A 23,894-nucleotide genomic window follows, 5' to 3' on the forward strand; every position below is an offset into this window, starting at 1 on the left:
GGAGCTAACGCCTGTGCCAATGTTGGCAGGTGTCGCCGCGCCGACTCCCTTGGCGATTATCCCGACACGAGTCCAGCATGTCGGAGTTGCGCACGATCGTGCTGATCCGCCCTTGATCGTCGAAGTCGAATGCGAGCGTCTGGCCGATCCGGTCCGCTGGCACACTGTCATCGTGCCGAAGACAGTTTCGATTCAGCGCGTCGTATTCGCGGCCTCGTCCAATGTAGCGCACAGCACGGCGTTGCTCTTTCCTCAGCACCGGCTCAACCGAGCCCGAGCTTCTTCCTGAGCTCGGCGTTTTCCTTGCGAAGCCGGTCGGCGAGGAGCTTCTTCAGACGGAGATTCTCTTCTTCAAGCTTTACCAGATCCTTGAGCTCGTCGCCCAGCGTTTGCCCGGCGGCCTTTTTCCACTGGTAGTAGGTCTGTTCTGATATGCCGGCTTTCTTGACAGCGTCCTTGATGCTCTCTCCCCGGCCGGTCTGCTTCTCGATCTCACCGAGCTTTTGGGCCCGCTCCTTTTCCGAAAATGTTCTCCGCACCGTCCGGACCGTTGGGGAGACTGCTTCAGATGTATGCGCCTGCTTGCCCGACTTGGCGGCTCTGGTCCGCACGGCACGTCCCTGCTGCCCGGTTGGCTTCCTCGGCTTTGGTGCCTTTTTCTTGGTTTCAGAGGTCTGTTCTTTCGCAGGCACCTCGGTCGGTACCTCGCTTGGTTCGGATCCCTTGAGGTCGGCCATAAAATCCTCCCACGGTCAAACGTCCATTCTCCAGTGCAACATCAAGAACTTACGGACCTTAGTCAATAAGTGCACACCACGCCGCTAGTCACGACCACTATTTTCAATAGCGGCGTAGTCGAATTTGCGAATCAACGGCGGTCCAGCAGTCTGGCCACCGCTTCCCGGACAAGGGCTGGGATATTTTCAGGGTCATCCAGGTAGGCGCTTTCCAGCAGGCCGTCCGATACCGCGACCAGCAGGGAGGCGGTGACGGAAGGATCTGGATCCCCATCCGCTGCAAGAAGTGCCCGAAGGCTATCGTGATACCACGCGCGGCGCGCATCGATGGCCTGCCGCACAGGGCTGGTCGGGTTTGGGTACTCGGCGGCCGCGTTGAGGAACGGACACCCCCGCCAACCTCCCGCGACCACGGCCTCGCTGATACGTCCCATGATAGCCGCGATCATTTCCCGTGGAGGCTGTTTCGGCAGTGCTGCAACTGCCGCCCGCCCGAGCCGGTCCTGCTCCTCGATATAGGCGAGGACGAGGTCCTCCTTCGACGGAAAGTGATTGTAGAACGTCGCCTTGGCGACCCCGGCTTCCGCGATGATGCGGTCGATGCCCACGGCATGAATGCCCCCTGAATAGAAGAGCCGGGTCGCGGTGTCGAGCAAACGACGGCGCGCGGAACTTGTTTCAGGGGGGCTATGAGAAATGTTTTCTTTCATCGCTTGACACTAACAGACAGGTCTGTATATTGCAAGTTGACAGACAGACCTGTCTGGATAGGAGAGTGCCATGCAATCGAACGAAACATCCGAGATCGTGCGCCGGTTCAACCAGGCGTTTCTCGAGCACGAGCCCGCGATCCTCAAGGACCTGATCGCACCGGATTGCGTCATGGAGTCGATCCAGCCGGCGCCGGACGGCACCCGCTACGAAGGCTACGATGTGAATCTGGCGTTCTGGCAGGCCATGGCGGCCGACCGCATTAACCGCTTCGAGGTCGAAGACACCGTTGTGATGGGCGACCGCGCCAACATCCGCTGGCGCTTCCATTTCGGCGACGGTGGGTCGGTCCGCGGCGTTAGCCTGATCCGTGTCCGTGACGGTCGGATCGTCGAAGCCTTGGCTTATGCCAAAACGCCGGGTCAATCGGCGCCCTTGCCTGAGTAATCCGCGGCCAGGACGACAAGCATCGTCTTCTTTGTTCAACCGGAGCCTAGTTCATCATCGGCCACACGCTCGGGATCGACGGCGGCTCCATCGTTCAATGAGGTGAGAAAATGACCAGTGACAGCAAAGTTACCCACGACATCGTGGAACGCTTCAACAACGCATTTGAGAAGCATCGCCCCGAAGACCTCGATGATCTCATCGGCGAGGGCTGTGTTCTCGAAAATACTGCGCCGGCCCCGGATGGAGCGCGTTACGAAGGGCGTGAGGCTTGCCTCACTTTCTGGAAGGGCGTCGCGTCGTCCGCCAACCTTGTCTTCAAAGCTGAGGAAATCTCGGCGATGGGCGACCGCGGGATCATCCGCTGGCAGCTTCGCTGGAGCGAGCGCGAAGCGGACCGGGTTCGAGGCGTCAACATCATGCGTGTCCGGGACGGAAAGATCGTCGAGGGTCTGGGCTACGTGAAGGGGGGCTGACGTTCCGATCGCGAACCGGCGATCCTCGCGGGTCGCTATCCCAGACCATGCACGGCGGCGTGTCGCCGGAATAGGGCACCAGCCCGAAGGAGCAGACCCATGATCATCATAGCCGGCTACACCCGCACCGACGCTGAGAAGCGGGACGGCGCCGTGGAAGCCTTCAGGGGCATGGTCGAACGCGCGAGGGCGTACGACGGCTGTCTCGACTTCTCCATAAGCGCGGACGCGGTCGATCCGGAGCGCGTCAATCTCTTCGAATGCTGGCGCGACCAGACCACGCTGGACGCCTGGCGCAAGGTCGCGAAGGGGCCGCGCGGGAAACCTCGAGAGGTCGCCGTAAGCCTCTATCGCACCGACAAGGCAGAAAAGCCTTTCTGAGGACGAGACGCCGCGGACCCGCCGCCCGGTCTGGCGACCAGGCGGCCAAGGGTCGGAAGCATCGAATCCTTTGCCGATCACGGCTCCGTCTCGATGCAGCATATCGCTGAGTTTTTCGCCCTGTTCGGGGCGGCATCCGGGAACCGGGTTGGATCGATCCGCAGCTCTCTCGCGCGCGGCTGGCGATCATTCCAGGCTATTCGCACTACAACCTCGGCCAGGGACCGGAGGTGGCGCAAGTGATCGAGAGTTTCCTCACGCAACCCACATCGCCGGCAACACTGTTCTCGCCGTCACAGCCTGGCGACGCCAGCGAACGGGAAGAGGAGATGCTACCATGAGAAAGATCATCGCAATCGCCCACGCCAGGGTCGATGGCGTCATGCAATCCCTGTGCGTGTTAACATCTTCGAGCGTTGGCGCGCGGTCTTTGGACGTTGCCACCGAATGGCGGCAAAGCTTCGATTCGAGGCTTCCATCTTGCCGGGCGCAATGACCGCAAATGGCGTGCGCCGTGACAAGGCGGCGCTTTCCAGTGGGTGCAAGTCCCACCCGGCAAGATGCTCCAGCCGGAAGCAACCGGAGCAGGCATGGAGGAGACAAAATGTCTGAAGCCTTCGGGGCGATGTCACCTTAACTTGCGTCCGGGACGCCGGAGGCGTTCTGCCTTGCGGATTGATTTCAGGCCATGGCTCCCGCCACAGCTTTCCACTGCGCGATCGCTTGGAGGCGGTGAACGCGGCTTTGGAACGCGGAGCGTTGTGAACGGGGTGGAACGAAGAGATTTCGGATGGCGGAGAAGACAGAGACGAAGCGCTGAAGGCTTCCCGGTGATCGAAAGCTCTGCATCGTTCGCTCCCGCTTTCGCAGCGGCACATGTGAATTCTCGGCGCGGTTGTTCAGGCCCTTATGCGATCGATGTTCGACGTTCGGCATGACCTGGCGGCGCGCCGCACCATAGGAGCTTAGCTTGTCGGTGATCATCCGCTTCGGAGCGGTGCCCTGCTTCTTCAGAAGCCTTGTCAGCAATCGCCTGGCTGCCTTGGTGTTGCGGCGGTTCTGGACGATCTCGTCAAGCACATAGCCGTCCTGGTCGACGGCGCGCCACAACCAGTGTTTCCTGCCGGCGATGGTGATGACCACCTCGTCCAGATGCCACACGTCGTTCCGGCCGGGCTTCTTGCGGCGAAGGCGACGCGCGTAGTCCGGGCCGAACTTCTTTGCCCAACGGCGGATCGTTTCATAGGAGACGACAATGCCGCGCTCCAGCAGCATTTCCTCGACAAGGCGCAGGCTCAGCGTAAACCGAAAGTAGAGCCACACCGCATGGGCGATGATCTGAGGTGGGAAACGATGGCGCTTGTAGCTGATGGGCGAGATGTTCATGCCGGAGCGTTTACTTCAACGACCCTGCTAACCTGTTTACCGTGACATCGCCGTGAAATTGTTAGCGAAAAACTGAGCCCGCCATAGCGCCGAAACCTAACCGGCATATGACGTTCGGGCGTGTGAAATCGGAAAGTAAAAGCGACAGCCGAAGACCTTTTGGCGCGCCTCGACGAGCGCGTGCGAACCAGCCCGGTCCGCGACGGTTTTGTCGCACGCTGCCACTTTGCCGACGCGGCGGCCGCGCTGTGGCTCGAAGGCGAGCTCGTCCACAGCGAGGATCTCATCCTGCACGACGCCCACATGGACATCCGCACCCCGACCCACGAACTCACCCGGGCGCACGCGGTGCTGCGCGCCCGCCGCCGCATTTTGGCCAAGAACCCCACTGGGCGCTGTCGCGGCCCGGCCTTTTGATGCTGCGTGGCCGCGAAGGGCAGGGCGGCGGCGGGTCGGAGCCCGGACGGGCCCGCTCCGGACCCGATGCGGCGGTGGCGGCCGCCGGGGCGGACGAGGCCGTCGGCGAAAACCTTGCTAAAGACACGGACCAGGAGGACTCTCTTGCCGAAGAGCTGGCCGAGATCGACGCCGTGCTGGCCCGTTCCAGCCGGCTGCTGGCGGGCGAAAAGTTCGCGCCGCGCGCGGCGGACAGCCCGGAGGTCGACACGGCAGGGCAGGGGGCAAACGCGCGGGCCGCCTCGCCGGACGGTCTCGGGCCGCTGATCCGCGACCTCGACTGGGACGAGGACCAGCGGCTTGCCGACTGGCTCGCCGTCGTCGACCGACTGCGCAGCGAAACGATGCCGGCCGTGCTTCAAGCGGCGATCGCCTGGGAGGCGTGGCAGGACATCGAGCCGCTGCAGCACCAGCATTGGCTCGGGCCGCTGCTGGTTGCCGCGGTGCTCAGGCAGCGCGGCAAGGTCGGCTCACATCTGTTTTGCCTCAATGCCGGGCTACGGACGGTTACGCGGGACCGGCGGCACGCGCAGGAAAAAACCACCCTGCTGCTGGCCGTTCTCGACGCCATCGCCGAGGCGGCCTCGGCCGGGCTCAAGGAGCTCGACCGGCTGGCGCTGGCCAAAACCCAGATGGAGCGCCGGCTCAGGAACCGGCGCAAGAACTCGAGCCTGCCGGCGCTGATCGAGCTGGTTCTGGCGCGGCCGGTGGTGTCGGCCGGACTGGTCGCGGCCGAGCTGAAAATCAGCCAGCGCGCCGCGCTCGGCCTGGTCGCCGAACTCAAGATCCGCGAGGTGACCGGCCGGGGGCGCTACAGGGCATGGGGACTCTTGTGACGAAAGTCTAAAGTAGCCGAGCACCGTGATGGATTGCCACCGGTCTGAGCCTCTGAATACATAGTCGGCCTATAGCGTTTTGCGTTTGTTTTAGGAGAGAAAACCGTGACCACGGCCGTTATTGACGATCCGATTGTCGAACTCACAGCCGACGTTGTCTCGGCCTATGTTTCGAACAACCCGGTTCCCGCTGCGGAACTTGCGGCCCTCATAGGCCAGATCCATGCTTCATTGCGCGCGCTCGGTTCGGGAGCACCGGTCGAAGTGGAGGAACCGCAGAAACCTGCCGTGCCGATCAAGAAATCGGTGGCGCCGGACCATATCGTCTGCCTCGAAGACGGAAAGCAATTCAAGTCGCTGAAGCGGCACCTGATGACCCACTACGGACTGACCCCGGACGAGTACCGGGCGAAATGGAAACTGCCGGCGGACTATCCGATGGTCGCGCCGAATTATGCCGCCACACGGTCAGCGCTGGCTAAGCAGATGGGGCTTGGCCGCAAATCGCAAAAGCCGGGCTCGCAGCCGGCGCGCGGTCGCAGGAAAGCTGCAGCGTAACCGCGCGACCATCACCCAATCGGCGATCGGCAGCAGGACCCAGGAGCTTCTCTGCTCGTGATTGCTAACCGAGCTCTTCGGGGAAGGGCTGTGGAGCGGCAATGCCGCGCTCCAATCCGTGAAGCCCTGCCGCTGAGGCGGGGCCTTACACTTGCCTAGCCGTTGAGCGTATCCTTGACGGCTTTCGCGGGAGAGAATGTCAACTTCCTTGCCGCGGCAATCTTGATCTTCTCTCCATTTGCCGGGTTGCGACCCTCGCGTTCCGGCGTCTCCTTGACCTTGAACTTCCCGAACCCAGGCAGCGAAACCTCTGCGCCGCTCGCGGCAGCCTCGACAATGCCCCTCAGCACATCGTCAACGATCACCTTTGCCTGTGTCTTGCTCACGCTGTGCGTCTCCGCCAGCTTTGTCACGAGTTCAGATGTGTTCATTGGCATTCTCCCCCTAAGTTGACTTCACCGCCTCTATCTGATGACGCCGGCGCTGTCATCAACCATGTTATCAACTTCACTCGTGTCAGCGATTTGCAGCATAAACGCGATGGCATGGTCATTCGGTCATTCCGCCTGTCGGCGTCTTGTTGCGCGCGCCAAGGTTTCGTCGCATATTCTGAGCCTGAATGCCGGCCTACGCACGATCCCGCGCGAGAAGCGACGGTCACGTGATCGGACGACCCGCAGTCTGGCCTTTCTGGACGCCTTGGCCAAAGCCGCGTCCGCCGGGTTGAAGGAGATTGATCGACTGGTGTTGGCGAAAGGCCAAACCGTCAATCGCGATCCTGAAGATCGTCCCCAGCGCTCTCTTTCCTCCGCGGTAAGGCCTGCGACCTCGTCACGCCTGCGGTTTCGGGCCTTGAAGACGATAGCTGCGCCGCCGCCGAGAAGCAGGATCACCGGTGTCGCCCATAACAGTGCATTGCGCGCGCTGAACCGCGGCTTCAGGAGTACGAATTCCGCCATAGCACCACGAAACCAATGACCTCGCCGTCGGTATCGCCGGCCACGAGCCGTTCGCGGACGAGAACACGCAGATCGCCGGCGAGTTCGGCATTCGAATCGTCGATCGACTGGTTCTGGCAGACCATGTATCTGAGTTCCACCGACAGGACGCGCGCACGTTTTTCGAGCCCCGGATCGGCAAGCACCTCTTGCGGCTGAAACGCATGGGCGGGCGCGGTCGCCGCGGCCATCGTCAGGGCGATCACGCCGGTTGCGATGTGCTTGGCGATCATGGCGCACTCGGATTTGCACCATCCGGAATGGGGTGTTTCCGGCGCGACGGCGCACCGACCCTCAGTCGCCGGTCGAAGAGCGAGACCGCGCCGCCGGTCATCATCACAAACGCGCCGATCCAGATAAGGGTGACAAGAGGTTTCCACCAGGCGCGCACGACGATGGCGCCATCGGGCGTGGAATCGCCGAGCGAAACATAAATCTGGCTGAAGCCGCGCGTCGCAATCCCCGCCTCGGTCGTGGGCATCTGACGCGCGGTGTAGAATCGCTTCGACGAAACGATTTCGCCCAAAACGTTGCCGCTCGAGTCAAAATACACGAACCGTCCGCGATCTTCTGTATAGTTTGGTCCCGTGAGCGGATAAATGCCGTCGTAGCGCAGCGTGTAGCCGGAAATTTCGAGCGTTTCTCCGGGGCGCATCGTGACGATCTTTTCGGTCTCCAGGGAGCCCACCGCGACAATGCCGAGCGTGGTCAGTCCGAGCCCCGTATGGGCGAACGACGTGCCGTAGACCGAGCGCGGCAAGCCGGCGAAACGGCGAAGTGCAACGGCGAGGCTTGCGCTGCCGACACCCGATTTCAATGCAATATCAGTCAATGTCCCGAAGATCAGCCAGAACGCGAGGCCGACACCGAACGCGGCCAGAACCGACGTGCCGTCGATGAAGAACAAGGTCATCATGATCGCGGCGAGCGCGCCGCCGAAGGCGAAAACGAGGCGCTGCGCGACGGCATAGAGATCGCCGCGTTTCCAGGCGAGAAGCGGACCGAGAGGCACGACGGCCAGAAGCGGCACCATCAATGGAGCGAAGGTCATGTTGAAGAACGGCGCGCCGACGGAGATCTTTTCGCCGGCGACAGCCTCGACCATCAGCGGGTAAAGCGTACCGATCAGAACGGTCGCGGCAGCAGTTGTCAGGAAAAGATTGTTGAGAACCAACGCCCCTTCCCTCGAGACCGGGTGGAACAAGCCTCCGGCGGCCAGCGTCGAGGCCCGCCAAGCGAAAAGCGCCAGCGACCCGCCGATGAAGATCATCAGGATGGCGAGGATGAATACGCCGCGGGTCGGATCGGTGGCGAAGGCATGGACGGAGGTGAGCACCCCGGACCGCACCAGAAACGTACCGAGAAGCGACAGGGAGAATGTCAGGATCGCCAGAAGAAGCGTCCAGATCTTCAGAGCCGCCCGCTTTTCCATGACGATGGCGGAATGCAAAAGTGCCGTCCCCGACAGCCACGGCAAGATGGACGCGTTCTCGACCGGGTCCCAGAACCAGAAGCCGCCCCAGCCGAGTTCGTAATAGGCCCAGTAGGATCCCATGGCGACGCCGCCGGTAAGGAACATCCAAGCGGCAAGCGTCCAGGGGCGCACCCAGCGCGCCCAGGCCGCGTCGATGCGGCCATCCATCAGCGCCGCGACGGCAAACGAAAAGCAGACCGAAAAGCCGACATAACCAAGATAGAGAAGCGGTGGATGGATGGCGAGACCGATATCCTGAAGGATCGGGTTCAGGTCGCGCCCCTCGATCGGGGCCGGCGTCAACCGGGTAAAGGGATTTGACGTGACAAGGATGAAGAGAAGGAAAGCCGCGCCAATCCAACCCTGAACAGCCAGGACATTGGCTCGCAGGGATGCCGGAAGGTTATTGCCGAACACCGCCACCAGCGCCCCGAACAGGGTGAGGATCAAGACCCAAAGGAGCATCGATCCTTCGTGATTTCCCCACGTCCCGGTGATCTTGTAGAGAAGCGGCTTCAGCGAATGGGAATTCTGCCAGACATTCAAGACCGAAAAATCCGACTGAACATAGGCAATGGTGAGCGCGACGAACGAGACAGCCGTCAGCGCAAACCCTGTGACGGCAACCGGCCCGCCGACCACCATCATCCGCTCGTTGCCGGTACGCGCGCCAATCAGCGGAAGCACCGACTGGACGAGCGCGAGCGTGAAGGCAAGGACAAGCGCGAAGTGACCGGTTTCGACCATGACGCCTATCCTAGAGCAAAATCCGACCAAATGGCATCAGTTCTGCTGCCATACACCTTTCGCTTTCAAGCTGTCGGCTACTTTTTTCGGCATATAGTTTTCATCGTGCTTGGCCAGAACGCTGTCGGTCACTAAAACCCCGTCCGCGCCGAATATCCCTTCCGTCGCGATGTCCCTGCTCCTCGCGGAAGGGACGGTAAGAATACCGGTGTAGGCTACCTGCACGGATTGCTCTTTGTCGGTGACTTCGAAGGCCACCTGTATGCCTTCTCCGTGAACAACCATGCCTTTCTAAGTCCGCCGAGATGGATGCGCTCGCCGGGGCGACACGTTCTCATAGAGGTCGGCATCAATATAGAAATACGATGTCTTCTGGCCAAGCGCGACGAAGGTCAGCGCCGTCGCCGCGCCCAGAAACGCCAAGGCACCGCCGACAAGCGAAAGTCTTTTCTGTTTGCGCGCTACATTGTCACCCCGTTCCCGTCAGGCCAAGCAAGGCCGCGAAGGCTTCCTTGGGCACCTCCGCGAGATTGCTCCCAGCGGTTGTCGGTGCTAGATTTCGCAGAAGTTGCCGCACTGATGTGTCCGAGTGCGCCGCCTGCCGCTGATGTGTTTTTGGAGTGGCCTAAAGAGGTGGCAAGGTTTGGAGACCGGGACGATGAGCTTGACGCGCCGCGATGTGTTGATCGCCGGGAGTGCGGGGGTTGTCGGGGTTGCGCTCTTCTCGCCGCGGAGCGCGCGTGCGAACGATGAGGCGTTGGATCTCGTCAAACAGCTCACCGGACGGACGGCCACGAGATCAGATCGCCTTCGCCTGATAATGCCGGCGGAGTTCCCGACCGGTTACACCGTGCCCATGAGTCTCGACATCGACAGCCCCATGACCGAGGCCGACCATGTGAGGCAAATCCGCGTGTTCGCGCCGCAGAACCCGATCATCGAAGTGGCCAGTTTCCAGTTCGTCCCGCAACGCAGTCTGCCCCGCGTGTCGACACGCATCCGCCTTGCCAAACCGCAACATGTCGTCGCTGTCGCCGAAATGAGCGACGGCGTCTTGCTAATGACCACGACGTGGGTCCGTGTCGCCACAGATGGCTGTGCCTGAGATCGGAGAAAGACAGTGACCACCCCGACACCACGCGTGATCGTGCCGAGCGCTGCTGCGAAGGGAGAGTTTTTTCAGGTCAAGACCATCATCAGCCATGGGATGGAAACTGGCCTGCGCCATGACGATCAAGGCAATGTGATCCCGCGCAAGATCATCAATAAGTTTGTCTGCCGCTACAACGACTCCGTGGTGTTCAGTGTCGATCTTCACGAGGCGATTTCGGCCAACCCGTTCTTCGAATTTTCCCTGTTGGCGACGGAGAGCGGCCGGCTCGATTTCGTCTGGGAAGAAGACGGCGGCGACGTCTATGCGTTGTCGCACCAGCTCGCGGTCGGTTGAGGTGGCGACGCAACTGGACTGCGCGAATTGTGATGTGAAGAGTTGGCAGGGAGCGTGACCGGAAAACTCCGAAACTCGCGGGTGTTCAGCATGCGCCCCGTCGTGGGGTCTGTGATCGCCACAGGCCTCGTGCTGCTCGGGGGCCAATCCGGCGCGGCGGCAGGCCCCGATCAAGGCGCCCAACTTGCCGCGACCTGTGCGTCCTGCCATCGCCTCGATGGCGGCGGCACAGGCATTTCCAGCATCATCGGGCTTGGCGAGGAAAGGCTCACCAGCGCCCTGCTTGCCTACCGGGCGAGCGAGAGTCCAAATCACATCATGCACGCTATCGCGCTGTCGCTCAGCGACGAGGAGATCGCGAGCGTCGCGCGCTATGTCGCAGCGCAGGGAAGTAACCAGCCATGAAATCCTCGACGCGTCGCGAGTTCGGCTGCTTGACCGGAGCTGCTTTGCTGACGGCGCTGCGTCCGCGCTTGGCGCTAGGCCAGGCCAAGGCGCGCGTCATCGTGATCGGCGGCGGCATCGGCGGCGCAACGGTCGCCAAATATCTCGCCGCGAGCGTCACGACCATCGACGTGACCCTGGTCGAGCCGCGGCGGGTCTACACGACCTGCTTCTTCAGCAATCTCCATCTCGCCGGACTTCGCCCGTTGGAACAGCTCACCCATGGTTATGAAGCGCTGGCAAAACAATACGGCATCACCGTCGTTCATGAGTCCGCTGAAACGATTGACCCGTCGGCGAAGACCGTCACGCTGAACAACGGTTCGAAGCTCAGTTACGACCGTCTCGTTGTTGCTCCGGGCATCGCATTCAGGGGTGGGGCGATTGAGGGCTATGATGAGGCGGCGATTGAGATCATGCCGCACGCCTGGAATGCGGGACCGCAAACTAGGCTGTTGCGCCAGCAGCTGGAAAGCATGGAGGACGGCGGGCTATTCGTGCTCGTTGCTCCGCCGAATCCGTTTCGCTGCCCGCCCGCCCCCTACGAGCGCGCTTCGCTCATCGCATCCTATTTCCAGCGCAGCAAACCCAAGGCCAAAATTCTGATTCTCGATGCGAAAGACAGCTTCAACGCGCAGGACCTGTTCCAGGACGCTTGGAACCGCCACTATCCAGGAATGATCGAATGGCTGCCGGCCCAATTCACCGGCGGGGTCACGGCGGTCGACACGAAGACCCGGTCGGTGATCACCGCGGGCGAAACATTCAAGGCCGCGGTGGCCAATGTCATCCCGGCGCAAATGGCCGGGCGCCTGGCACACCAGGCAGGCCTCGCCAACCAGTCGGGCTGGTGTCCGGTCGATCCGGTCACCTTCGAATCGGCGCTGCAGCCCGGCGTCCATCTGGTCGGCGACGCGATCATCGGCGGGGATATGCCGAAATCCGCCTTCTGCGCCAACAGCCAGGCTAAAGCTTGCGCCTTTGCCATCGCAGCCGATCTCACCGGATCCACGCGGTTCCCAGCGCATTTGTTCAACACCTGCTACACTTATCTCGCCCCCGATGATGCGTTCAGCAATGCCATCAGCTTCCAGCCAGTCGACGGCAAACTCAAGACCGTGCTCAGCTTTGTCAGTAAAGTCGAGGAAAGTGCCGATATCCGCCGCCTGGCGGCGCGCGCGGCGGAAGGCTGGTATGACGCCTTCACGCACGACGTATTTGGCTGAACCGAAACTCAACTCCGCTCGATGGCCGGGCCAGCCATTGCGGAAACGCCGACACCATGGCGGGTATGCTCCGCCTCGGCGCCGGATCGTTGCTCCGGGACCAGCGATGGAACAGGATCGGGCAGCTGCTCCAGCCGCAGCGAATTCACCACCACGAGGATGCTCGAGCCGGCCATGACAGCAGCCGCAAGGATCGGCTGCAACAGTCCGAGGGCCGCGAAGGTGAGGGCGACGAGATTGTAGCCGAACGCCCATATAAGGTTGGTCAAGATGGTCCTGCGGACTGTGCGGGCCACGTCGACGACCCAGGGCAGCATCCACAATCCGTCTGCTGGCAGCACGAGGGCAGCAGTCTCGCGGGCGAGATCGGTGGCCGAGCCGACGGCGATACCGACATCTGCGGCGGCCAGGACCGGCCCGTCATTCAGTCCATCGCCGACCATCGCCACCGAATCGTGATCAGAGCGGAGCCGATCGAGGGCCAGCCGTTTGGCCTCCGGCGATAGGCCCGCTTGCACGGCCTTGATCCCGACCGTGGCCGCGATCCGCTCCGCCGCCGGCGCCAGGTCGCCGGTCAACAGCGTGGCGTCGAGCCCGCGCTCACGCAGTGCTGCGATCGCCGCCTGCGCCTCGGGAAGCGGCGAATCATCGAGCGACAGCACCGCGTGAACCCGCTCGCCCCAACCGACATAGACCACCGAATGACCGCTCGCCTCCCGCGACCGCGCACGTTCGGCCAGCGCCGGGGGAAGCGGCCAGCCCAGATCATTCATCAATCTGCCGTTCCCCGCCGCCATGGGCACGCCATTTGCGCTGCCACGGATGCCACGGCCGGGAACCATCCGGACATCGCGGGTGGCGAGCGGCGCGGTGCCGCGCTGAGCGGCGGCTGCCGCGATGGCCCGCGCCAGGCCATGCTCGGAATGGCGCTCCAGACCGGCGGCGCGCGCCAGTACTTCGTCGATGCCGACCCCGTCGCGGTCGACGCCGACGAGACGCGCCTTTCCCGCCGTCAGAGTGCCGGTCTTGTCGAAGGCGAGCAACCGCACATGCGCGAGGGTCTCGAGCACACCGGGGTCGCGGACGAGGCAGCCGTGTCGCGCCAGCCGGCCGATGCCGAGCGAGGTCGCCATTGGAGCGGCGAGGCCGACGGCGCAAGGACAGGCAACCACCAGTACCGACAGGCCAATCAGCAACGCCCGATCGAACGGCAACGACTGCGCCCAGTAAACGACCGTCAGCCCGCCGAGGGCGAGGACGAGCGGCACGGACACGCCAACGACGCGATCGGCAAGGCGCTGGGTCGGGCTGCGCCGGCTGAGCGCTTCGCGCACCGACCGGCAAATCTGTGCCCAGCGGGTTGCGGTTCCGTCACCGCTGCTCTGGATCAGGAGCGGGCCGTCAATATTGATACTGCCGGCAATCACCGTAGTGCCGGCGCCCTTTGCCACTTGCCGGCTTTCCCCGGTGATCACGGCTTCATCGGCGTTCGATTCCCCCTCGACAACCACGCCGTCGACCGGAATGCGCTCGCCTGGCCGGACCCGCACCAGCGTGCCGGCCGTCACGTCCCGCACCGGACGGCGGATCTCTGCCGCGCCATCGACCACGGTTGCGTTCTCGCTTTCGGCGGCGAGCAGTGGTTCGAGGTCGCGCGCCGCCCTGGCGCGGCCAACGGCCTCGAGATAGCGGCCAACGGTGAACAGCATCAGCACCATCACGGCGGTGTCGAAATAGACATGCGTGCTGCCCTCGAACACGGCAAACGCCGAATAAAGGTAGGCGGCAGCGACGCCAAGCACGATGAGCGCGGGCGATGTCACGCGTCCCTGAATGCCATTGAGCCACATTTCGCGCACATAGGGTCCGCCGAGAATCACCACCGCCGGCGTCGCGAAGATCCAGAGCAAAAGGTGAATCCACGGCAGCACGCCCGCATCGACGCCGGTGAACGCGCCCGAATAAAGGAGGAGGCTGAACATCATGATATTCATGGAAAGAAAGCCGCCCACGCCGAGCTGGATCAGAAGCCAGGCGGCCTCCCACTCTTCGGGCCTGCCGCTCTTCACCTGAAAGGCGATGCAACAGCCGTAGCAGCAGAACGCGCAAACCTCACCGTTGAGCCTGCGCTCCATCGGGCGCAGGCCGACGGGTAGAGAACAATGGCTACACAGGATATCGCCATGCGCGGTCATACGGGATGTCCGCTGAGCAAGGCATGGCCGATATGCGCGTCGGAAGGCAGGAGACCACGGCTAAGCGTGATGAGACCGAGCAAAAGAATAAAGCCGCCGGCCAGCCTGACGCCGCGCCGCCGCCAGGCTGGCCCGAGAACCTGGCCGACGCCGCCCATCATCAACATTGCGGGAAAGGTTCCCAGTCCGAACGACGCCATGACGAGAAAGCCGGGAAGCGCCCCGGCTGTGCTCGCCGCCTGGGCGGCGAAGGCATAGACCAGGGGACATGGCAGGAAGCCGTTGAACACGCCAAAGGCGAGCGGCGCTGCGCTGCTCCGGGCGGTCAACAGACTGCGCAGAGACATGGAAAACGTGCTGCCGCCGAATCCGATCGCTAGGCGATGAAAGACCTGCAGCAAGCCGAAGAACTGCAACGCCATGGCAATCATGAGCAGGCCAGCGACAATCGCGAGAATTTGCTGGGCGATGTCGAGGGAGCCGTCCAAGAGCGGCGGCGCTATCGAACCTTGCGTGGCGCAGATGACTTGACCAAGCGCGCCCGCGAGCGCCCCGAGGAAGCAGTAGGTTGTCAACCGGCCGGCATTATAGAGCAGGTGGCGCGCAACGGTTGCGCCTCCGCCGCGCGGATCGCGTCCCAGCCCACAGGCAAAACCACCGCACATGCCGATGCAGTGAAAGCTGCCCGCCAAGCCTGCTGCGAAGATCACCAGGTAATAGGTCACCGGCAGATTGTCCTGTCCACCCGCCGCTCATTTCCTAGGCGGTTCACTCCGAGCGCCGCTAGTGGCGCACGAGGTAAGCGACCCAGACGAAGAAGGCGACGGTGGCCATCGCAAAGCCGACGAAAGCAAGAATTTGGAGCCCGCTTGCATCGGCCAGCGAGAATACGGTGTTTTCCAGCATGATTGCCTCGGTCAACCGAAATAAACAAGGAGCACATTCATTGCGAGCGCGGAAATCAGCAGGATCATATTCAACACCGCGACTCCCAAAACGATCTTGGCTGCCAGCATGCCTTGTTCCTTCTCCTGCCCGTCATCCATTCGCCTGCGTGCGGACCAGGTCCCTTGTCAGATCCGGCCCGGTCCCAGCCCACCCCAATAGACCACCATGTAATACAGCGACCAAAGGAAAAGCACTGCGTAGACAACCAGCAGCCACACCGGGAGATATCCGTGCCGCGCCTGGATGGTGCCGCCGGCATACTCCTCCAGTTCGTGCTCGTGATCCGAACCTTGATCCGAGCCGTCACTCTCCGGTGTGCTTGGCGATGTGCTTGGCGTTGTCATTTTCCACTTCCCTTTCGTAATATCTGGTGGCCGCGTCGTCGGTGCCGCCGAGGGCGCCCGAGAGCACTCCCCAAACGAAAACGCAAAGCGCACCAAGGCTCATCAGCATGGCGCCTGCATAAGGTCCAGTGATCTCAAATCCGAGCATAACTCAGCCTCCTTGGGCGGTATCTTGTTTGCCGGTCACCGACCTGCCATTACCTTCGCCGGGTTCGGAGGCCTCCGCTGCCGGGTCAGCGCCCGGAATATAGGCCTTTGCCGGGGAATCGGCTTCCAGCGTCAGATCATTAAGCGCCGCGCGATCCGTGTCGCTGATCGTCAGCGGCTGCAATGTAAGTGGGTCTTTGTAGGCGGAAAGTGCGAGAACGTAATAGGAGAGCGCCCAGCGGTCCTCCTCGGGCAACGAGTCTCGGTAGGAGGGCATGGGCGTGCCGCTCATCCCGGTCGTCATTGTCCGGAAAATGTCTTCCACCGCTGCCCCTGACTTGAACTGGCCGCTGGTGAGGTCTGCCGGCACAACGCCAAAACCGAGATCATCCTTCAGCCCAGCGGCTTTCTCGCCATCGCCCTTTCCGGTCATGCCATGGCACTCCCAGCATTTCGCAACTTGCCACACTTCCTTGCCGCGATCGACGATTGGCTGAGAAGCAGCAGGCGGCTTTCCGATGTAGAGAGGGGGCCCGGGCGGCTCCTCTATGAAGAACGCATAAGGCTGCTCCGGATCGGAGCGGTCCACCGCCAGCACATACTTGATGTACTGGATGACCGCGAGGCGATCGTTGAGCGGCAGGTCGTACCAGGCCGGCATCGCCGTGCCGCGTACCCCGCGCGTGATCGTGCGCAAGAGGTCGCCGTCGGTCGGCAGCGGCTCCTTGGTCAGCCGGAACTTGAACACAGCCGCCGCGAAGCTTCGCGGGCGCTGATTGAACATGAAGGTCGCCGCAGGCCCATTGCCGTCGCCGTTGACCCCGTGGCAGCCGAGGCACCGCCGCTCATAGACCTCCTTGCCATGGGCGATCCATTCCTCCGATCGCGGCATCGTCGCGTCCATGACTTCGAGCTGCTGCGGCTCGAACAGGTCGCGCCACTTGCCGCGGTTCATGCCGAGCTTCTGGACATAAGCGACGAGACCTTCCAGGTCTTGCGTCTCGGCGGCGATCTTCACCGTGCTGCCTGTGTATTCCTCGTTCGGCGTCAGGATGACTGGAACCTTGCCGCGCGCCAGCATCGGCACGAACAGCAGCCCGTCGGCATTCGGCGTAAGCCTAATCTGTTGCTGGCTTGCGAAGTCGAACAGCCCTTCGGTGACCTGCGTTCTTTCCAGCGTACGATTACCGGCTCCGTCATCAACGATTGCGACCGGCTGTTCGGGCGTCTCGAAGAGTTCGCGGTAAGGCGCCATGGTCGAATCGGGGGAGAGCATGCGCGGATTCCAGAAATGGGCGAGATGCCACTCGTCGCTGAACTTAAGTCCGACCCGCATCAGATCGGGTCCGATGCGCCGCGTGCCGAACAGATGCGGCACGTCGTAGGCGAATTCGCCCGACTCGGTCACCGGACCCCAGCGGCGCGTCTCGCCGGTCACCGGACGCACGTATTGGGAATGGCAATACCAGCAACCTTCGCGCAGATAGACATCGCGGCCAAGTTGTTGCAGCGGCGTGTAATCGGTGGCCTCCGTATGGATCCATTTGAGCTGGCCGAGATCGGTGCGGACCACGGCGGTCACCCGGGGAGTTCGCGACGAAGGTTCGAAAAACGGCAGGAAGCCCTGGGTGATGAGGGCGGCGAAAAAGAAGAAGATGCCTGCCACCAGGGTAACAAACCGCGCGCTCATCGGGCCGCCCCGCCAGCCGGAACCGGGGCCGCACCGAGTGCCGGACCTTCCGCCGCTTCGGCGGGCCGGGTCAGCGCCGTCATCATCAGATTGATGACGAGAAGCGTCATCCCGATATCCATGCTGATGCCAGCAACGGTCCGCACCAGCCAATAGGGCCGCATCGCGAGCACCGTGTCGAGCCACTCGGTGCCGGCCATCCACTGGAAGCCCTGCTGCAGACCGCCCGCGGTCAGCACCAGGCCCATGGTGGAGATACCGACGGTGATCAGCCAGAACGCCCAATTGCCCATGGTGAACGACCAAAGCTCGCGCCCGCAGGCCCGTGGCCAGACATAGATCAGGCCGCCCATCGCCCAGACCACGAACGTCCCGAACACGGTGAGGTGCGAGTGCGAGATGACGAAATCGGTGAAATGGGTCGGCTGCTGGATCGAGCGCAAGGCCTCCGTCGAGCCCTGGAAACACCCCACCAGATACATCAGCGAGCCCGTGATCAGAAACTTCGCCGGGAGGTTTTTCCCGAAGGCGTCCCAGCGACCCTTCACGGTGCCGAAGAAGTTCACCAGCACCGTCCACACCGGAATGATCAGCAGCATGGAAGTGATGATCGCCAGCGTCTCGGCCCAGTCGGCGATCGGGCTGTAGAGATAATGATGAATGCCGACGAAGGGGTAGAACAGGGCGAGAGACCAGAAGCCGACGAGCGAGAGCTTGTGGCCATAGATCGGATTGCGCACGCTGATCGGCAGGAAATAGTAGATCAGCACGTAGCCCGCCGGCGTGATCCACAGTCCGACGATGTAATGGAGGTAGAGGCCATGGAAGGCCGCGCTGTTGATGCCCGAGATTGTGTAGGGCAGGATGATACCGAGAACGAGATTCATCGTCGTCCACACGAAAGCACCGATCAGATACCAGATTGCGACATAGAGCGGCGGCTCGAGGCGCCGGGAGATGGCGATCAGGAATTGTGCGGTCGCCACCGCCACGACCAGGAGGATCGGGATTTTGGCGAACAGCGGGAACTCGCCCGCTTCGAGGCCGTGGTTTTCACCGAACGGCAACGCGATGAGCGCCGCCGCCACGGAGATATTCCACAACCAGGCCAGCGGTGCGCCCCATTGCGGCCATGGCACCCGCACACCGCAAAGGCGGGGCACCAGGTAGTAGCATTGGCCGATGAAGAGGGAGGAAAAGGCGCCAAAGATGACGCCGTTGACGTGGACCGGCCGCAACCTGCCGAAGGTCAACCCCAAGCTGGTGCCGAGATAATCGGGATAATTGAAGAGGCCCGACAGCGCCACGCCGACCGAAGGTGCGACCAAGAGCCAGAACATGCCCCAGTAGAGCCAGGTTCGCACGACCGGCCAGTCGACCAGTTCATCCAGGTCGATGCCGGCAAATCCGCCACGCAATATTACCGCCGTTTCCGCCACAGCGTGCCCCTCCCATCACACGCGCTTGAGCCGCGCGACTCTTTAAGACTCAACTCCAAACTTTACCGGCACCGAGCACCACCCGATGCCGGTTGCCGGTTTGTGATATCTTCCCGCGCAAGTCGTCCTCTCCGCAGCCCGCGCCAAGCCAAAAAGAACTAATGCTTGCCGGGGACCAACACCGAGCCGGCGTTCGACCAGTGGATGTACGCTTCCAAGGCCTTCATCGCCTCCGAATCGGACTCGATCTTTTCGCCCTGGTTGGGCTTCTCGATGCACCAGTTGATCATGTCGCGGAGCGTCGCGAATTTGCTCGTTTCTACCTGGAACTTCGGGTAGGACTGCGGGTGGGTGTCGGAGGCCATGGGATGGCACATTGCGCAGGCCATTCCCGTGGTGGAGAGGACGACGTTCATCTGTTTGGCGATCGCCGCATCGCCATGGAACAGGAGGTCGCCCTTCCTGACCTCCTCCGTGAGTATGTCTTCGTATAGTTTCAACTGCTCCGGTGTGTGCGGTTCCTTGTGGGCGCTGGTCGGGCCGACGAGGACGGCGGTCGCCGCAATGGCTACGACGAAGGACGGACGGCACAACACGCCGCGAAATGTCGCTCTGATTGTCATAGCCATTCCTCCCTTTAGTATGGCCACATATTGTCGGCCATGCGCGGCCGCAGCTTCTCAGGCTGACTCAACGAGGAATCCGGGTCCGATTGAACAAAGACCTCCTTGCGGCCCCACATGATGTACTCGACGTCGACCTTGTCGTCGGCGTTCACGTTCACGGTTTCCCAGCCGACCCCATCGAAGTGATCGCCGGGGTCGGCCCGGATCATCAGCTTGGTCAGCTTGGGCACACCTTCCGGGGCATAGGGCCACGGCCACGAGGTCGCAAGCATGCCGATCGAGCGCATGGTTCCGATCTCGTTGTAGAGCACCTGGTGGACGTGACCATGGATGTTGGTGACCTTGGTAAAAGGCTTTAGAACCTCATTCACTTCGCGCCAGTCGCGCACCCAGAAGTTCCAGGGCGGGTAGTATTCGTAGAGGGGATTGTGGCTGAAGATGATCACCGGGCTGGTGTTGTCCCACTCGGCGAGAATGCTCTGCATCCAGTCGAGCTGGTCGCGGCCGACCCCAGCCCACGCGCCTGCAACCGTGCCGTCGAGGGTCGCCATATGGCCCATGCGCTCCTCTGGCGTCATCTTCTTCACTGTCCAGTAGTCCGGTCCCCGGCTGACCGTATCGAGCCCGATGAAGCGCACGCCCTTGTGATCGAAGGTCCAGTTGGGCTGGCCGAACAACTCGCCCCACTTCTTGCCCATATCCAGATACCAGTCGTGCTCGCCCGGGATGTAGTACTTCTCGATCGTCAAATCCTTGAGGAGCTCGACGCCAAGCTCGAGTTCCTCGATCTTTCCGAGCTGGGCCAGGTCGCCGCCGAAGATCAGGAAGTCGGCCGGCGGATCCATGGCCTGGACCTCCTGCACGGCGCGCACCACCTTGTCGACGAAGCGGGTGTTGAGGGATCTCTCGTAGAGGTGGGTGTCCGAAATCCAGGCAAACTTGAAGGGCGCTTCGGCAGCGTGAGCGACGTCAAGGGTGTTGAGCAGCGGCCACCACGCGAAGGTTTGGCCGACGGAAGCGGCGCCGAACAGCAGCGATCTGTGAATGAAGGTGCGACGGGTGATTTGGAGCGAATCGTCGGGGCGTACTCCAGGCTGCTGCAGCACCGCATGCATTTCGCGTCGAATGCGGTCAAGCTCGTCAGACATCGGGGTTCCTCCTCAATACAGACCGTTTCTTAAGGCGCCGGTCTTCTCATAGGAACGCGACCCTGTTGGGTCAGTGGGCCGCCCATTTTCTTATTTTTTCAGTTCAATCGTCAGGCTGGTAGGCTGATTCTCCGCAACTGTTACGGGCTGCTCGATGGGCCCGGTGAAGGGGTGGATCGCGACGAGCGTGTAGTCGCCGGGCGGTACATCGGGGAGACTGAATTTGCCATCGGCACCGGTGATCGCGTAGTAGGGATTGTCCACCACATAGACCCAGCCTTCCATCCAGCCATGCGCATCGCAGTCGATGCGGACAGTGCCGGTACGGTTCAATTCGACGGGTATGCGCTGTCCCTGATTGGGCAGCGCCAGGTTGAAGGTGGTGCGCTTGCCATAATAGCCGTGGGTGTTGTGGAGCATTGGGTCGCTGTTGACGACCTCCAGAGAACCGGCCGGTATCACCTGAACCGCAGGCTCAAAGCGGCATTTGACATTGTCGAGCACGGGCGGCTTTTCGACCGGCGCCCAAGCCTTTCCCTTCGCCACCTCGACCAGATATACCGCCGCGTTCAGCACGGCCTGATCGCCGCCGACCTCGATCAGCGGCTCTTCGCGCGGGGCGCCGCACACCTCGACATCCTTGGTGGGGATGATCTTTGTTGTCGGCACGTCACCGCGGTAGACGATCGTACCCTCGATCGTTCCGCCTCCGGTGACCGGACCTTCTTCGTAAGCATGGGCAGGCACCGACATCGTCGCAACGAAAGCGATCGCCGCTAGCCCGCTGATCAACTCAAGAATCTTCATCGAAGCCACCTCCCTTCATGAGGGGCCACCTGCAAATAAGTTTAGAACCAAACCAGTTATCATGTCTAGTCAGTCAGCAACAAAACAAGATAAGATCGATGCTGCCAGGCGAGATTGCTACCGAGGGTTGCTTAAGACTCAAACGTTGTGCTCGGGAACTTGAAGCGTCTTTCTCGAGGTACCGGAGGTACTTGATGAAGCGACGGCATGGACTCCTTCGCCCCTGGGCTCACGGTCCCCGCACCCTCTTCTCCATCATATTCGCATCGGCCCTGTCGATCTGCCAACCGCCCGCGCATGCCGGCACGGCGCCGGTGACGATCGGCGGCCCGTTCACGCTCACGGCGCCGGACGGAACGACGGTCACCGATGAGACTTATCGCGGCAAATGGCTGCTGGTTTTCTTCGGCTACACGTCATGTCCCGACATCTGTCCGGCGACACTGTCCGAAATCGCCGTGGCGATTGAGGAACTCGGCCCCGACGCCGCAAAACTGCAACCGATCTTTATCACCGTCGATCCTGAACGCGACACGCCTGAAGTGATGGGCAAATACACCGGGGCGATCGATCCAAGGATCGTGGGACTCACCGGCAGTCCGCAACAGATCGCCGCGGTTGCCCGGGAATATGGCGCCTACAGCGCACGCTACAAAACTGGAGCGGGCGCCGAAGACTACGTCGTCGACCATAGTACTTACATCTATATTATGGATCCTCAGGGCAAATTCGTGCGAGGCTTGGACTTCGACACGCCAACTGGTCGCATTGCCGACACGCTGCGCAAAATCATGGAGCAATCTCGTGAGTGAAAGAGGCCTTAGATGGGGTTGCGGATAGGACAAATTTCGAGGTGCAGCAAAGGTCGTTGTGATGGCGCGATCTAGACTCGCGGCGACCAGAAATCGGGGGAGCATGACCGATAGTCGGTGGGAGTCCCGAAAGGCTGGCGTTACGAGTTATGACGGTTTCTTCGCCGACGCCATCGCGCGGCTGCAGGACGAGCGGCGCTACCGGGTGTTCGCAGACCTTGAGCGGATCGCTGGCCGCTTTCCCCACGCTGTGTGGCATTCCCCGCAAGGACCGAAGGAAGTCGTCATCTGGTGCTCCAACGACTATCTCGGGATGGGACAGCACCCAAAGGTCGTCGGAGCCATGGTCGAAACGGCGACCCGCCTGGGAACGGGGGCCGGGGGAACGCGCAACATCGCCGGCACCAACCATCCGCTGGTCGAGCTCGAGGGTGAGCTTGCCGATCTCCACGGCAAGGAGGCGGCGCTGGTCTTCACGTCCGGCTATGTCTCGAACCAGACCGGCATCTCGACCATCGCCAAGCTGGTCCCCGATTGTCTGATCCTGTCCGATGCCCTCAACCACAATTCGATGATCGAGGGCATCCGCCAGTCCGGCACGGAGAAATGCATCTTCCGCCACAACGACGTCGATCATCTCGAGGAATTGTTGAAGACGGCGGGCCCGGTTCGGCCGAAGCTCATCGTCTTCGAAAGTCTCTATTCGATGGGCGGCGACGTCGCCCCGATCAATCAGATCTGCGATATCGCCGATCGCTATGGCGCGATGACCTATCTCGACGAGGTCCATGCGGTGGGCATGTACGGCCCTCGCGGTGCCGGCATCGCCGCACGCGACGGCGCCATGAACCGGATCGACGTGATTGAAGGCACGCTCGCCAAGGCCTTCGGCTGCCTCGGCGGCTATATCACGGGAAGTGCTGTGCTGATCGACGCGGTCCGTTCCTATGCCCCGGGTTTCATCTTCACCACCGCGTTGCCACCGGCGATCTGCGCCGCGGCCACGGCGGCGATCCGACATCTGAAAACCTCGCAGTGGGAGCGCCAGCGCCAGCAGGACCGCGCGCGGCGGGTCAAGGCGGCGCTGGGCGCAGCGGCGTTGCCGGTCATGCTGAGCGACACCCACATCGTTCCGGTGGCAGTCGGCGATCCGGTACATTGCAAGGCGGCGAGCGACCTTCTGCTGAGCGAGCACAGCATTTATATCCAGCCTATCAATTATCCGACCGTCGCGAAGGGAACCGAGCGGCTGCGCATTGCGCCGATACCCTGCCATGACGACATCATGATCGATCGCCTCGCTGCGGCACTGGTCGATGTCTGGGATCGGCTTGGGCTGCCACGGGACAAACCCGCTTACGCGGCCGAATGAAGCCGTGTCGTCGCCTCATACGGTTCCTCGAAGAATGAACCT

At 62.1% G+C, this 23,894-nt stretch carries 27 protein-coding genes and 4 pseudogenes; 13 read left to right on the forward strand and 18 right to left on the reverse strand.

The genetic code is table 11. The features are described 5' to 3' along the window. On the forward strand, positions 1–289 hold a 289-nt coding region (locus G6N73_RS36425), incomplete at its 5' end, for a hypothetical protein (RefSeq protein ID WP_206079074.1). Here the strand turns inward: G6N73_RS36425 and G6N73_RS25520 are convergent. Next, a complete protein-coding gene (locus tag G6N73_RS25520; protein ID WP_165032779.1) occupies positions 264–737 on the reverse strand; it encodes a transposase in 474 nt (157 codons plus the stop codon). The two genes, G6N73_RS36425 and G6N73_RS25520, sit on opposite strands and share 26 nt — an antisense overlap. A 131-nt stretch (positions 738–868) precedes the next feature. Next, the gene (locus G6N73_RS25525) at positions 869–1,447 is read right to left on the reverse strand and encodes a TetR/AcrR family transcriptional regulator (RefSeq protein WP_165032781.1); all 579 of its coding nucleotides are present in this window, start codon (positions 1,445–1,447) and stop codon (positions 869–871) included. Positions 1,448–1,517: 70 nt separating this feature from the next. Between G6N73_RS25525 and G6N73_RS25530 the strand changes: the two genes are divergently transcribed. From G6N73_RS25530 to G6N73_RS25540, 3 genes are all read left to right on the forward strand, one after another. Next, a complete protein-coding gene (locus G6N73_RS25530; RefSeq protein WP_165032783.1) occupies positions 1,518–1,895 on the forward strand; it encodes a nuclear transport factor 2 family protein in 378 nt (125 codons plus the stop codon). 110 nt (positions 1,896–2,005) lie between these two features. Then, on the forward strand, positions 2,006–2,371 hold the full coding sequence (locus G6N73_RS25535) for a nuclear transport factor 2 family protein (protein WP_165032785.1): 366 nt from the start codon (positions 2,006–2,008) through the stop codon (positions 2,369–2,371). A gap of 99 nt (positions 2,372–2,470) precedes the next feature. Beyond that, a complete protein-coding gene (locus G6N73_RS25540; RefSeq protein ID WP_165032787.1) occupies positions 2,471–2,752 on the forward strand; it encodes a putative quinol monooxygenase in 282 nt (93 codons plus the stop codon). 681 nt (positions 2,753–3,433) lie between these two features. On the opposite strand, the gene G6N73_RS25545 is transcribed toward G6N73_RS25540, so the two are convergent. Then, the gene (locus G6N73_RS25545) at positions 3,434–4,138 is read right to left on the reverse strand and encodes an IS6 family transposase (protein WP_206079075.1); all 705 of its coding nucleotides are present in this window, start codon (positions 4,136–4,138) and stop codon (positions 3,434–3,436) included. Positions 4,139–4,279: 141 nt separating this feature from the next. Between G6N73_RS25545 and G6N73_RS25550 the strand changes: the two are divergent. Together G6N73_RS25550 and G6N73_RS25555 are read left to right on the forward strand one after the other, a co-directional pair. Further along, positions 4,280–5,430 (forward strand): annotated as a pseudogene (locus G6N73_RS25550) (RHE_PE00001 family protein); the annotation flags it as partial. A gap of 105 nt (positions 5,431–5,535) precedes the next feature. Continuing rightward, positions 5,536–5,988, forward strand: a complete 453-nt coding sequence (locus tag G6N73_RS25555; protein WP_165032789.1) for a MucR family transcriptional regulator — start codon at positions 5,536–5,538, stop codon at positions 5,986–5,988. A 155-nt stretch (positions 5,989–6,143) separates the two neighbouring features. On the opposite strand, the gene G6N73_RS25560 is transcribed toward G6N73_RS25555, so the two are convergent. Next, the gene (locus tag G6N73_RS25560; RefSeq protein ID WP_165032791.1) at positions 6,144–6,419 is read right to left on the reverse strand and encodes an HU family DNA-binding protein; all 276 of its coding nucleotides are present in this window, start codon (positions 6,417–6,419) and stop codon (positions 6,144–6,146) included. Positions 6,420–6,528: 109 nt separating this feature from the next. Here G6N73_RS25560 and G6N73_RS37190 point away from each other — a divergent pair. Beyond that, positions 6,529–6,690, forward strand: a pseudogene (locus G6N73_RS37190) (DUF1612 domain-containing protein); the annotation flags it as partial. A 98-nt stretch (positions 6,691–6,788) separates the two neighbouring features. Here the strand turns inward: G6N73_RS37190 and G6N73_RS25570 are convergent. The 3 genes and pseudogenes from G6N73_RS25570 to G6N73_RS38710 form a co-directional block, all read right to left on the reverse strand. Beyond that, positions 6,789–7,177: pseudogene (locus tag G6N73_RS25570) on the reverse strand (cytochrome c-type biogenesis protein); the annotation flags it as partial. A 38-nt stretch (positions 7,178–7,215) separates the two neighbouring features. Next, positions 7,216–9,207 (reverse strand): heme lyase CcmF/NrfE family subunit, encoded by a 1,992-nt coding sequence (locus G6N73_RS25575; RefSeq protein ID WP_165032793.1) that lies wholly within the window; start codon positions 9,205–9,207, stop codon positions 7,216–7,218. 36 nt (positions 9,208–9,243) lie between these two features. Then, a pseudogene (locus G6N73_RS38710) lies at positions 9,244–9,630 on the reverse strand (cytochrome c maturation protein CcmE domain-containing protein). Positions 9,631–9,865: 235 nt separating this feature from the next. Between G6N73_RS38710 and G6N73_RS25585 the strand changes: the two are divergent. Genes G6N73_RS25585 through G6N73_RS25600 form a run of 4 tightly spaced genes read left to right on the forward strand, consistent with a single transcriptional unit; the run spans position 9,866 to position 12,324 of the window. Then, entirely contained in the window at positions 9,866–10,312 is a 447-nt protein-coding gene (locus G6N73_RS25585) for a thiosulfate oxidation carrier protein SoxY (protein ID WP_165032795.1), read from the forward strand. A 15-nt stretch (positions 10,313–10,327) separates the two neighbouring features. Then, complete coding sequence (gene soxZ, locus G6N73_RS25590; RefSeq protein WP_343044737.1) at positions 10,328–10,654, forward strand: thiosulfate oxidation carrier complex protein SoxZ; 327 nt, start codon at positions 10,328–10,330, stop codon at positions 10,652–10,654. 54 nt (positions 10,655–10,708) lie between these two features. Continuing rightward, a complete protein-coding gene (locus tag G6N73_RS25595; RefSeq protein WP_343044738.1) occupies positions 10,709–11,059 on the forward strand; it encodes a c-type cytochrome in 351 nt (116 codons plus the stop codon). Then, positions 11,056–12,324: an FCSD flavin-binding domain-containing protein gene (locus G6N73_RS25600; protein WP_165032797.1), complete on the forward strand. Its 1,269-nt coding sequence runs from the start codon at positions 11,056–11,058 to the stop codon at positions 12,322–12,324. Before G6N73_RS25595 ends, G6N73_RS25600 begins: the two co-directional genes overlap by 4 nt. Before the next feature lie 8 nt (positions 12,325–12,332). Here G6N73_RS25600 and G6N73_RS25605 read toward each other — a convergent pair whose 3' ends face one another. From G6N73_RS25605 to G6N73_RS25645, 11 genes are all read right to left on the reverse strand, one after another. Continuing rightward, positions 12,333–14,519 (reverse strand): heavy metal translocating P-type ATPase, encoded by a 2,187-nt coding sequence (locus G6N73_RS25605; protein ID WP_246252570.1) that lies wholly within the window; start codon positions 14,517–14,519, stop codon positions 12,333–12,335. Further along, complete coding sequence (locus G6N73_RS25610; protein ID WP_165032799.1) at positions 14,516–15,244, reverse strand: urease accessory protein UreH domain-containing protein; 729 nt, start codon at positions 15,242–15,244, stop codon at positions 14,516–14,518. The genes G6N73_RS25605 and G6N73_RS25610 overlap by 4 nt, the downstream gene beginning before the upstream one ends. A gap of 58 nt (positions 15,245–15,302) precedes the next feature. After that, positions 15,303–15,425 (reverse strand): hypothetical protein, encoded by a 123-nt coding sequence (locus G6N73_RS38040; RefSeq protein WP_281352977.1) that lies wholly within the window; start codon positions 15,423–15,425, stop codon positions 15,303–15,305. 11 nt (positions 15,426–15,436) lie between these two features. Then, complete coding sequence (locus G6N73_RS38045) at positions 15,437–15,565, reverse strand: hypothetical protein (protein WP_281352978.1); 129 nt, start codon at positions 15,563–15,565, stop codon at positions 15,437–15,439. A gap of 27 nt (positions 15,566–15,592) precedes the next feature. Beyond that, positions 15,593–15,811, reverse strand: a complete 219-nt coding sequence (locus tag G6N73_RS25615) for a hypothetical protein (RefSeq protein ID WP_165032777.1) — start codon at positions 15,809–15,811, stop codon at positions 15,593–15,595. Continuing rightward, the gene (locus tag G6N73_RS25620; protein WP_165032801.1) at positions 15,771–15,959 is read right to left on the reverse strand and encodes a hypothetical protein; all 189 of its coding nucleotides are present in this window, start codon (positions 15,957–15,959) and stop codon (positions 15,771–15,773) included. Before G6N73_RS25620 ends, G6N73_RS25615 begins: the two co-directional genes overlap by 41 nt. Before the next feature lie 3 nt (positions 15,960–15,962). After that, positions 15,963–17,648 carry a cbb3-type cytochrome c oxidase subunit II gene (locus G6N73_RS25625; RefSeq protein ID WP_165032803.1) on the reverse strand — a complete coding sequence of 562 codons (1,686 nt, stop codon included), beginning with the start codon at positions 17,646–17,648 and terminating at the stop codon, positions 15,963–15,965. Next, complete coding sequence (locus tag G6N73_RS25630) at positions 17,645–19,087, reverse strand: cbb3-type cytochrome c oxidase subunit I (protein ID WP_165032804.1); 1,443 nt, start codon at positions 19,085–19,087, stop codon at positions 17,645–17,647. Before G6N73_RS25630 ends, G6N73_RS25625 begins: the two co-directional genes overlap by 4 nt. Before the next feature lie 158 nt (positions 19,088–19,245). After that, on the reverse strand, positions 19,246–19,710 hold the full coding sequence (locus tag G6N73_RS25635; protein ID WP_165032805.1) for a c-type cytochrome: 465 nt from the start codon (positions 19,708–19,710) through the stop codon (positions 19,246–19,248). A 14-nt stretch (positions 19,711–19,724) separates the two neighbouring features. Continuing rightward, positions 19,725–20,861, reverse strand: coding sequence for a metallophosphoesterase family protein (locus tag G6N73_RS25640; RefSeq protein WP_165032806.1), 1,137 nt, complete (start codon positions 20,859–20,861; stop codon positions 19,725–19,727). A 90-nt stretch (positions 20,862–20,951) separates the two neighbouring features. Then, on the reverse strand, positions 20,952–21,668 hold the full coding sequence (locus G6N73_RS25645) for a carboxypeptidase regulatory-like domain-containing protein (RefSeq protein ID WP_165032807.1): 717 nt from the start codon (positions 21,666–21,668) through the stop codon (positions 20,952–20,954). 314 nt (positions 21,669–21,982) lie between these two features. On the opposite strand from G6N73_RS25645, the gene G6N73_RS25650 reads away from it, so the two are divergent. Both G6N73_RS25650 and hemA read left to right on the forward strand, forming a co-directional pair. Continuing rightward, the gene (locus G6N73_RS25650) at positions 21,983–22,480 is read left to right on the forward strand and encodes an SCO family protein (RefSeq protein WP_343044739.1); all 498 of its coding nucleotides are present in this window, start codon (positions 21,983–21,985) and stop codon (positions 22,478–22,480) included. Positions 22,481–22,583: 103 nt separating this feature from the next. Then, positions 22,584–23,852 (forward strand): 5-aminolevulinate synthase, encoded by a 1,269-nt coding sequence (hemA, locus tag G6N73_RS25655; RefSeq protein ID WP_165032808.1) that lies wholly within the window; start codon positions 22,584–22,586, stop codon positions 23,850–23,852. Positions 23,853–23,894: the final 42 nt, after the last annotated feature.

The sequence above is a fragment of the Allomesorhizobium camelthorni genome (assembly GCF_011045125.1).
In the GTDB taxonomy this organism is placed as follows: Bacteria; Pseudomonadota; Alphaproteobacteria; order Rhizobiales; family Rhizobiaceae; genus Allomesorhizobium; species Allomesorhizobium camelthorni.

Coding starts and splice junctions, on each gene's coding strand:
- G6N73_RS25520 (WP_165032779.1), bottom strand. CDS start 737: ATGGCCGACCTCAAGGGATCCGAACCAAGCGAGGTACCGACCGAGGTG.
- G6N73_RS25525 (WP_165032781.1), bottom strand. CDS start 1,447: ATGAAAGAAAACATTTCTCATAGCCCCCCTGAAACAAGTTCCGCGCGC.
- G6N73_RS25530 (WP_165032783.1), top strand. CDS start 1,518: ATGCAATCGAACGAAACATCCGAGATCGTGCGCCGGTTCAACCAGGCG.
- G6N73_RS25535 (WP_165032785.1), top strand. CDS start 2,006: ATGACCAGTGACAGCAAAGTTACCCACGACATCGTGGAACGCTTCAAC.
- G6N73_RS25540 (WP_165032787.1), top strand. CDS start 2,471: ATGATCATCATAGCCGGCTACACCCGCACCGACGCTGAGAAGCGGGAC.
- G6N73_RS25545 (WP_206079075.1), bottom strand. CDS start 4,138: ATGAACATCTCGCCCATCAGCTACAAGCGCCATCGTTTCCCACCTCAG.
- G6N73_RS25560 (WP_165032791.1), bottom strand. CDS start 6,419: ATGAACACATCTGAACTCGTGACAAAGCTGGCGGAGACGCACAGCGTG.
- G6N73_RS25575 (WP_165032793.1), bottom strand. CDS start 9,207: ATGGTCGAAACCGGTCACTTCGCGCTTGTCCTTGCCTTCACGCTCGCG.
- G6N73_RS25585 (WP_165032795.1), top strand. CDS start 9,866: ATGAGCTTGACGCGCCGCGATGTGTTGATCGCCGGGAGTGCGGGGGTT.
- G6N73_RS25600 (WP_165032797.1), top strand. CDS start 11,056: ATGAAATCCTCGACGCGTCGCGAGTTCGGCTGCTTGACCGGAGCTGCT.
- G6N73_RS25605 (WP_246252570.1), bottom strand. CDS start 14,519: ATGACCGCGCATGGCGATATCCTGTGTAGCCATTGTTCTCTACCCGTC.
- G6N73_RS38040 (WP_281352977.1), bottom strand. CDS start 15,425: ATGCTGGAAAACACCGTATTCTCGCTGGCCGATGCAAGCGGGCTCCAA.
- G6N73_RS38045 (WP_281352978.1), bottom strand. CDS start 15,565: ATGGATGACGGGCAGGAGAAGGAACAAGGCATGCTGGCAGCCAAGATC.
- G6N73_RS25615 (WP_165032777.1), bottom strand. CDS start 15,811: ATGACAACGCCAAGCACATCGCCAAGCACACCGGAGAGTGACGGCTCG.
- G6N73_RS25620 (WP_165032801.1), bottom strand. CDS start 15,959: ATGCTCGGATTTGAGATCACTGGACCTTATGCAGGCGCCATGCTGATG.
- G6N73_RS25625 (WP_165032803.1), bottom strand. CDS start 17,648: ATGAGCGCGCGGTTTGTTACCCTGGTGGCAGGCATCTTCTTCTTTTTC.
- G6N73_RS25635 (WP_165032805.1), bottom strand. CDS start 19,710: ATGACAATCAGAGCGACATTTCGCGGCGTGTTGTGCCGTCCGTCCTTC.
- G6N73_RS25640 (WP_165032806.1), bottom strand. CDS start 20,861: ATGTCTGACGAGCTTGACCGCATTCGACGCGAAATGCATGCGGTGCTG.
- G6N73_RS25645 (WP_165032807.1), bottom strand. CDS start 21,668: ATGAAGATTCTTGAGTTGATCAGCGGGCTAGCGGCGATCGCTTTCGTT.
- hemA (WP_165032808.1), top strand. CDS start 22,584: ATGACCGATAGTCGGTGGGAGTCCCGAAAGGCTGGCGTTACGAGTTAT.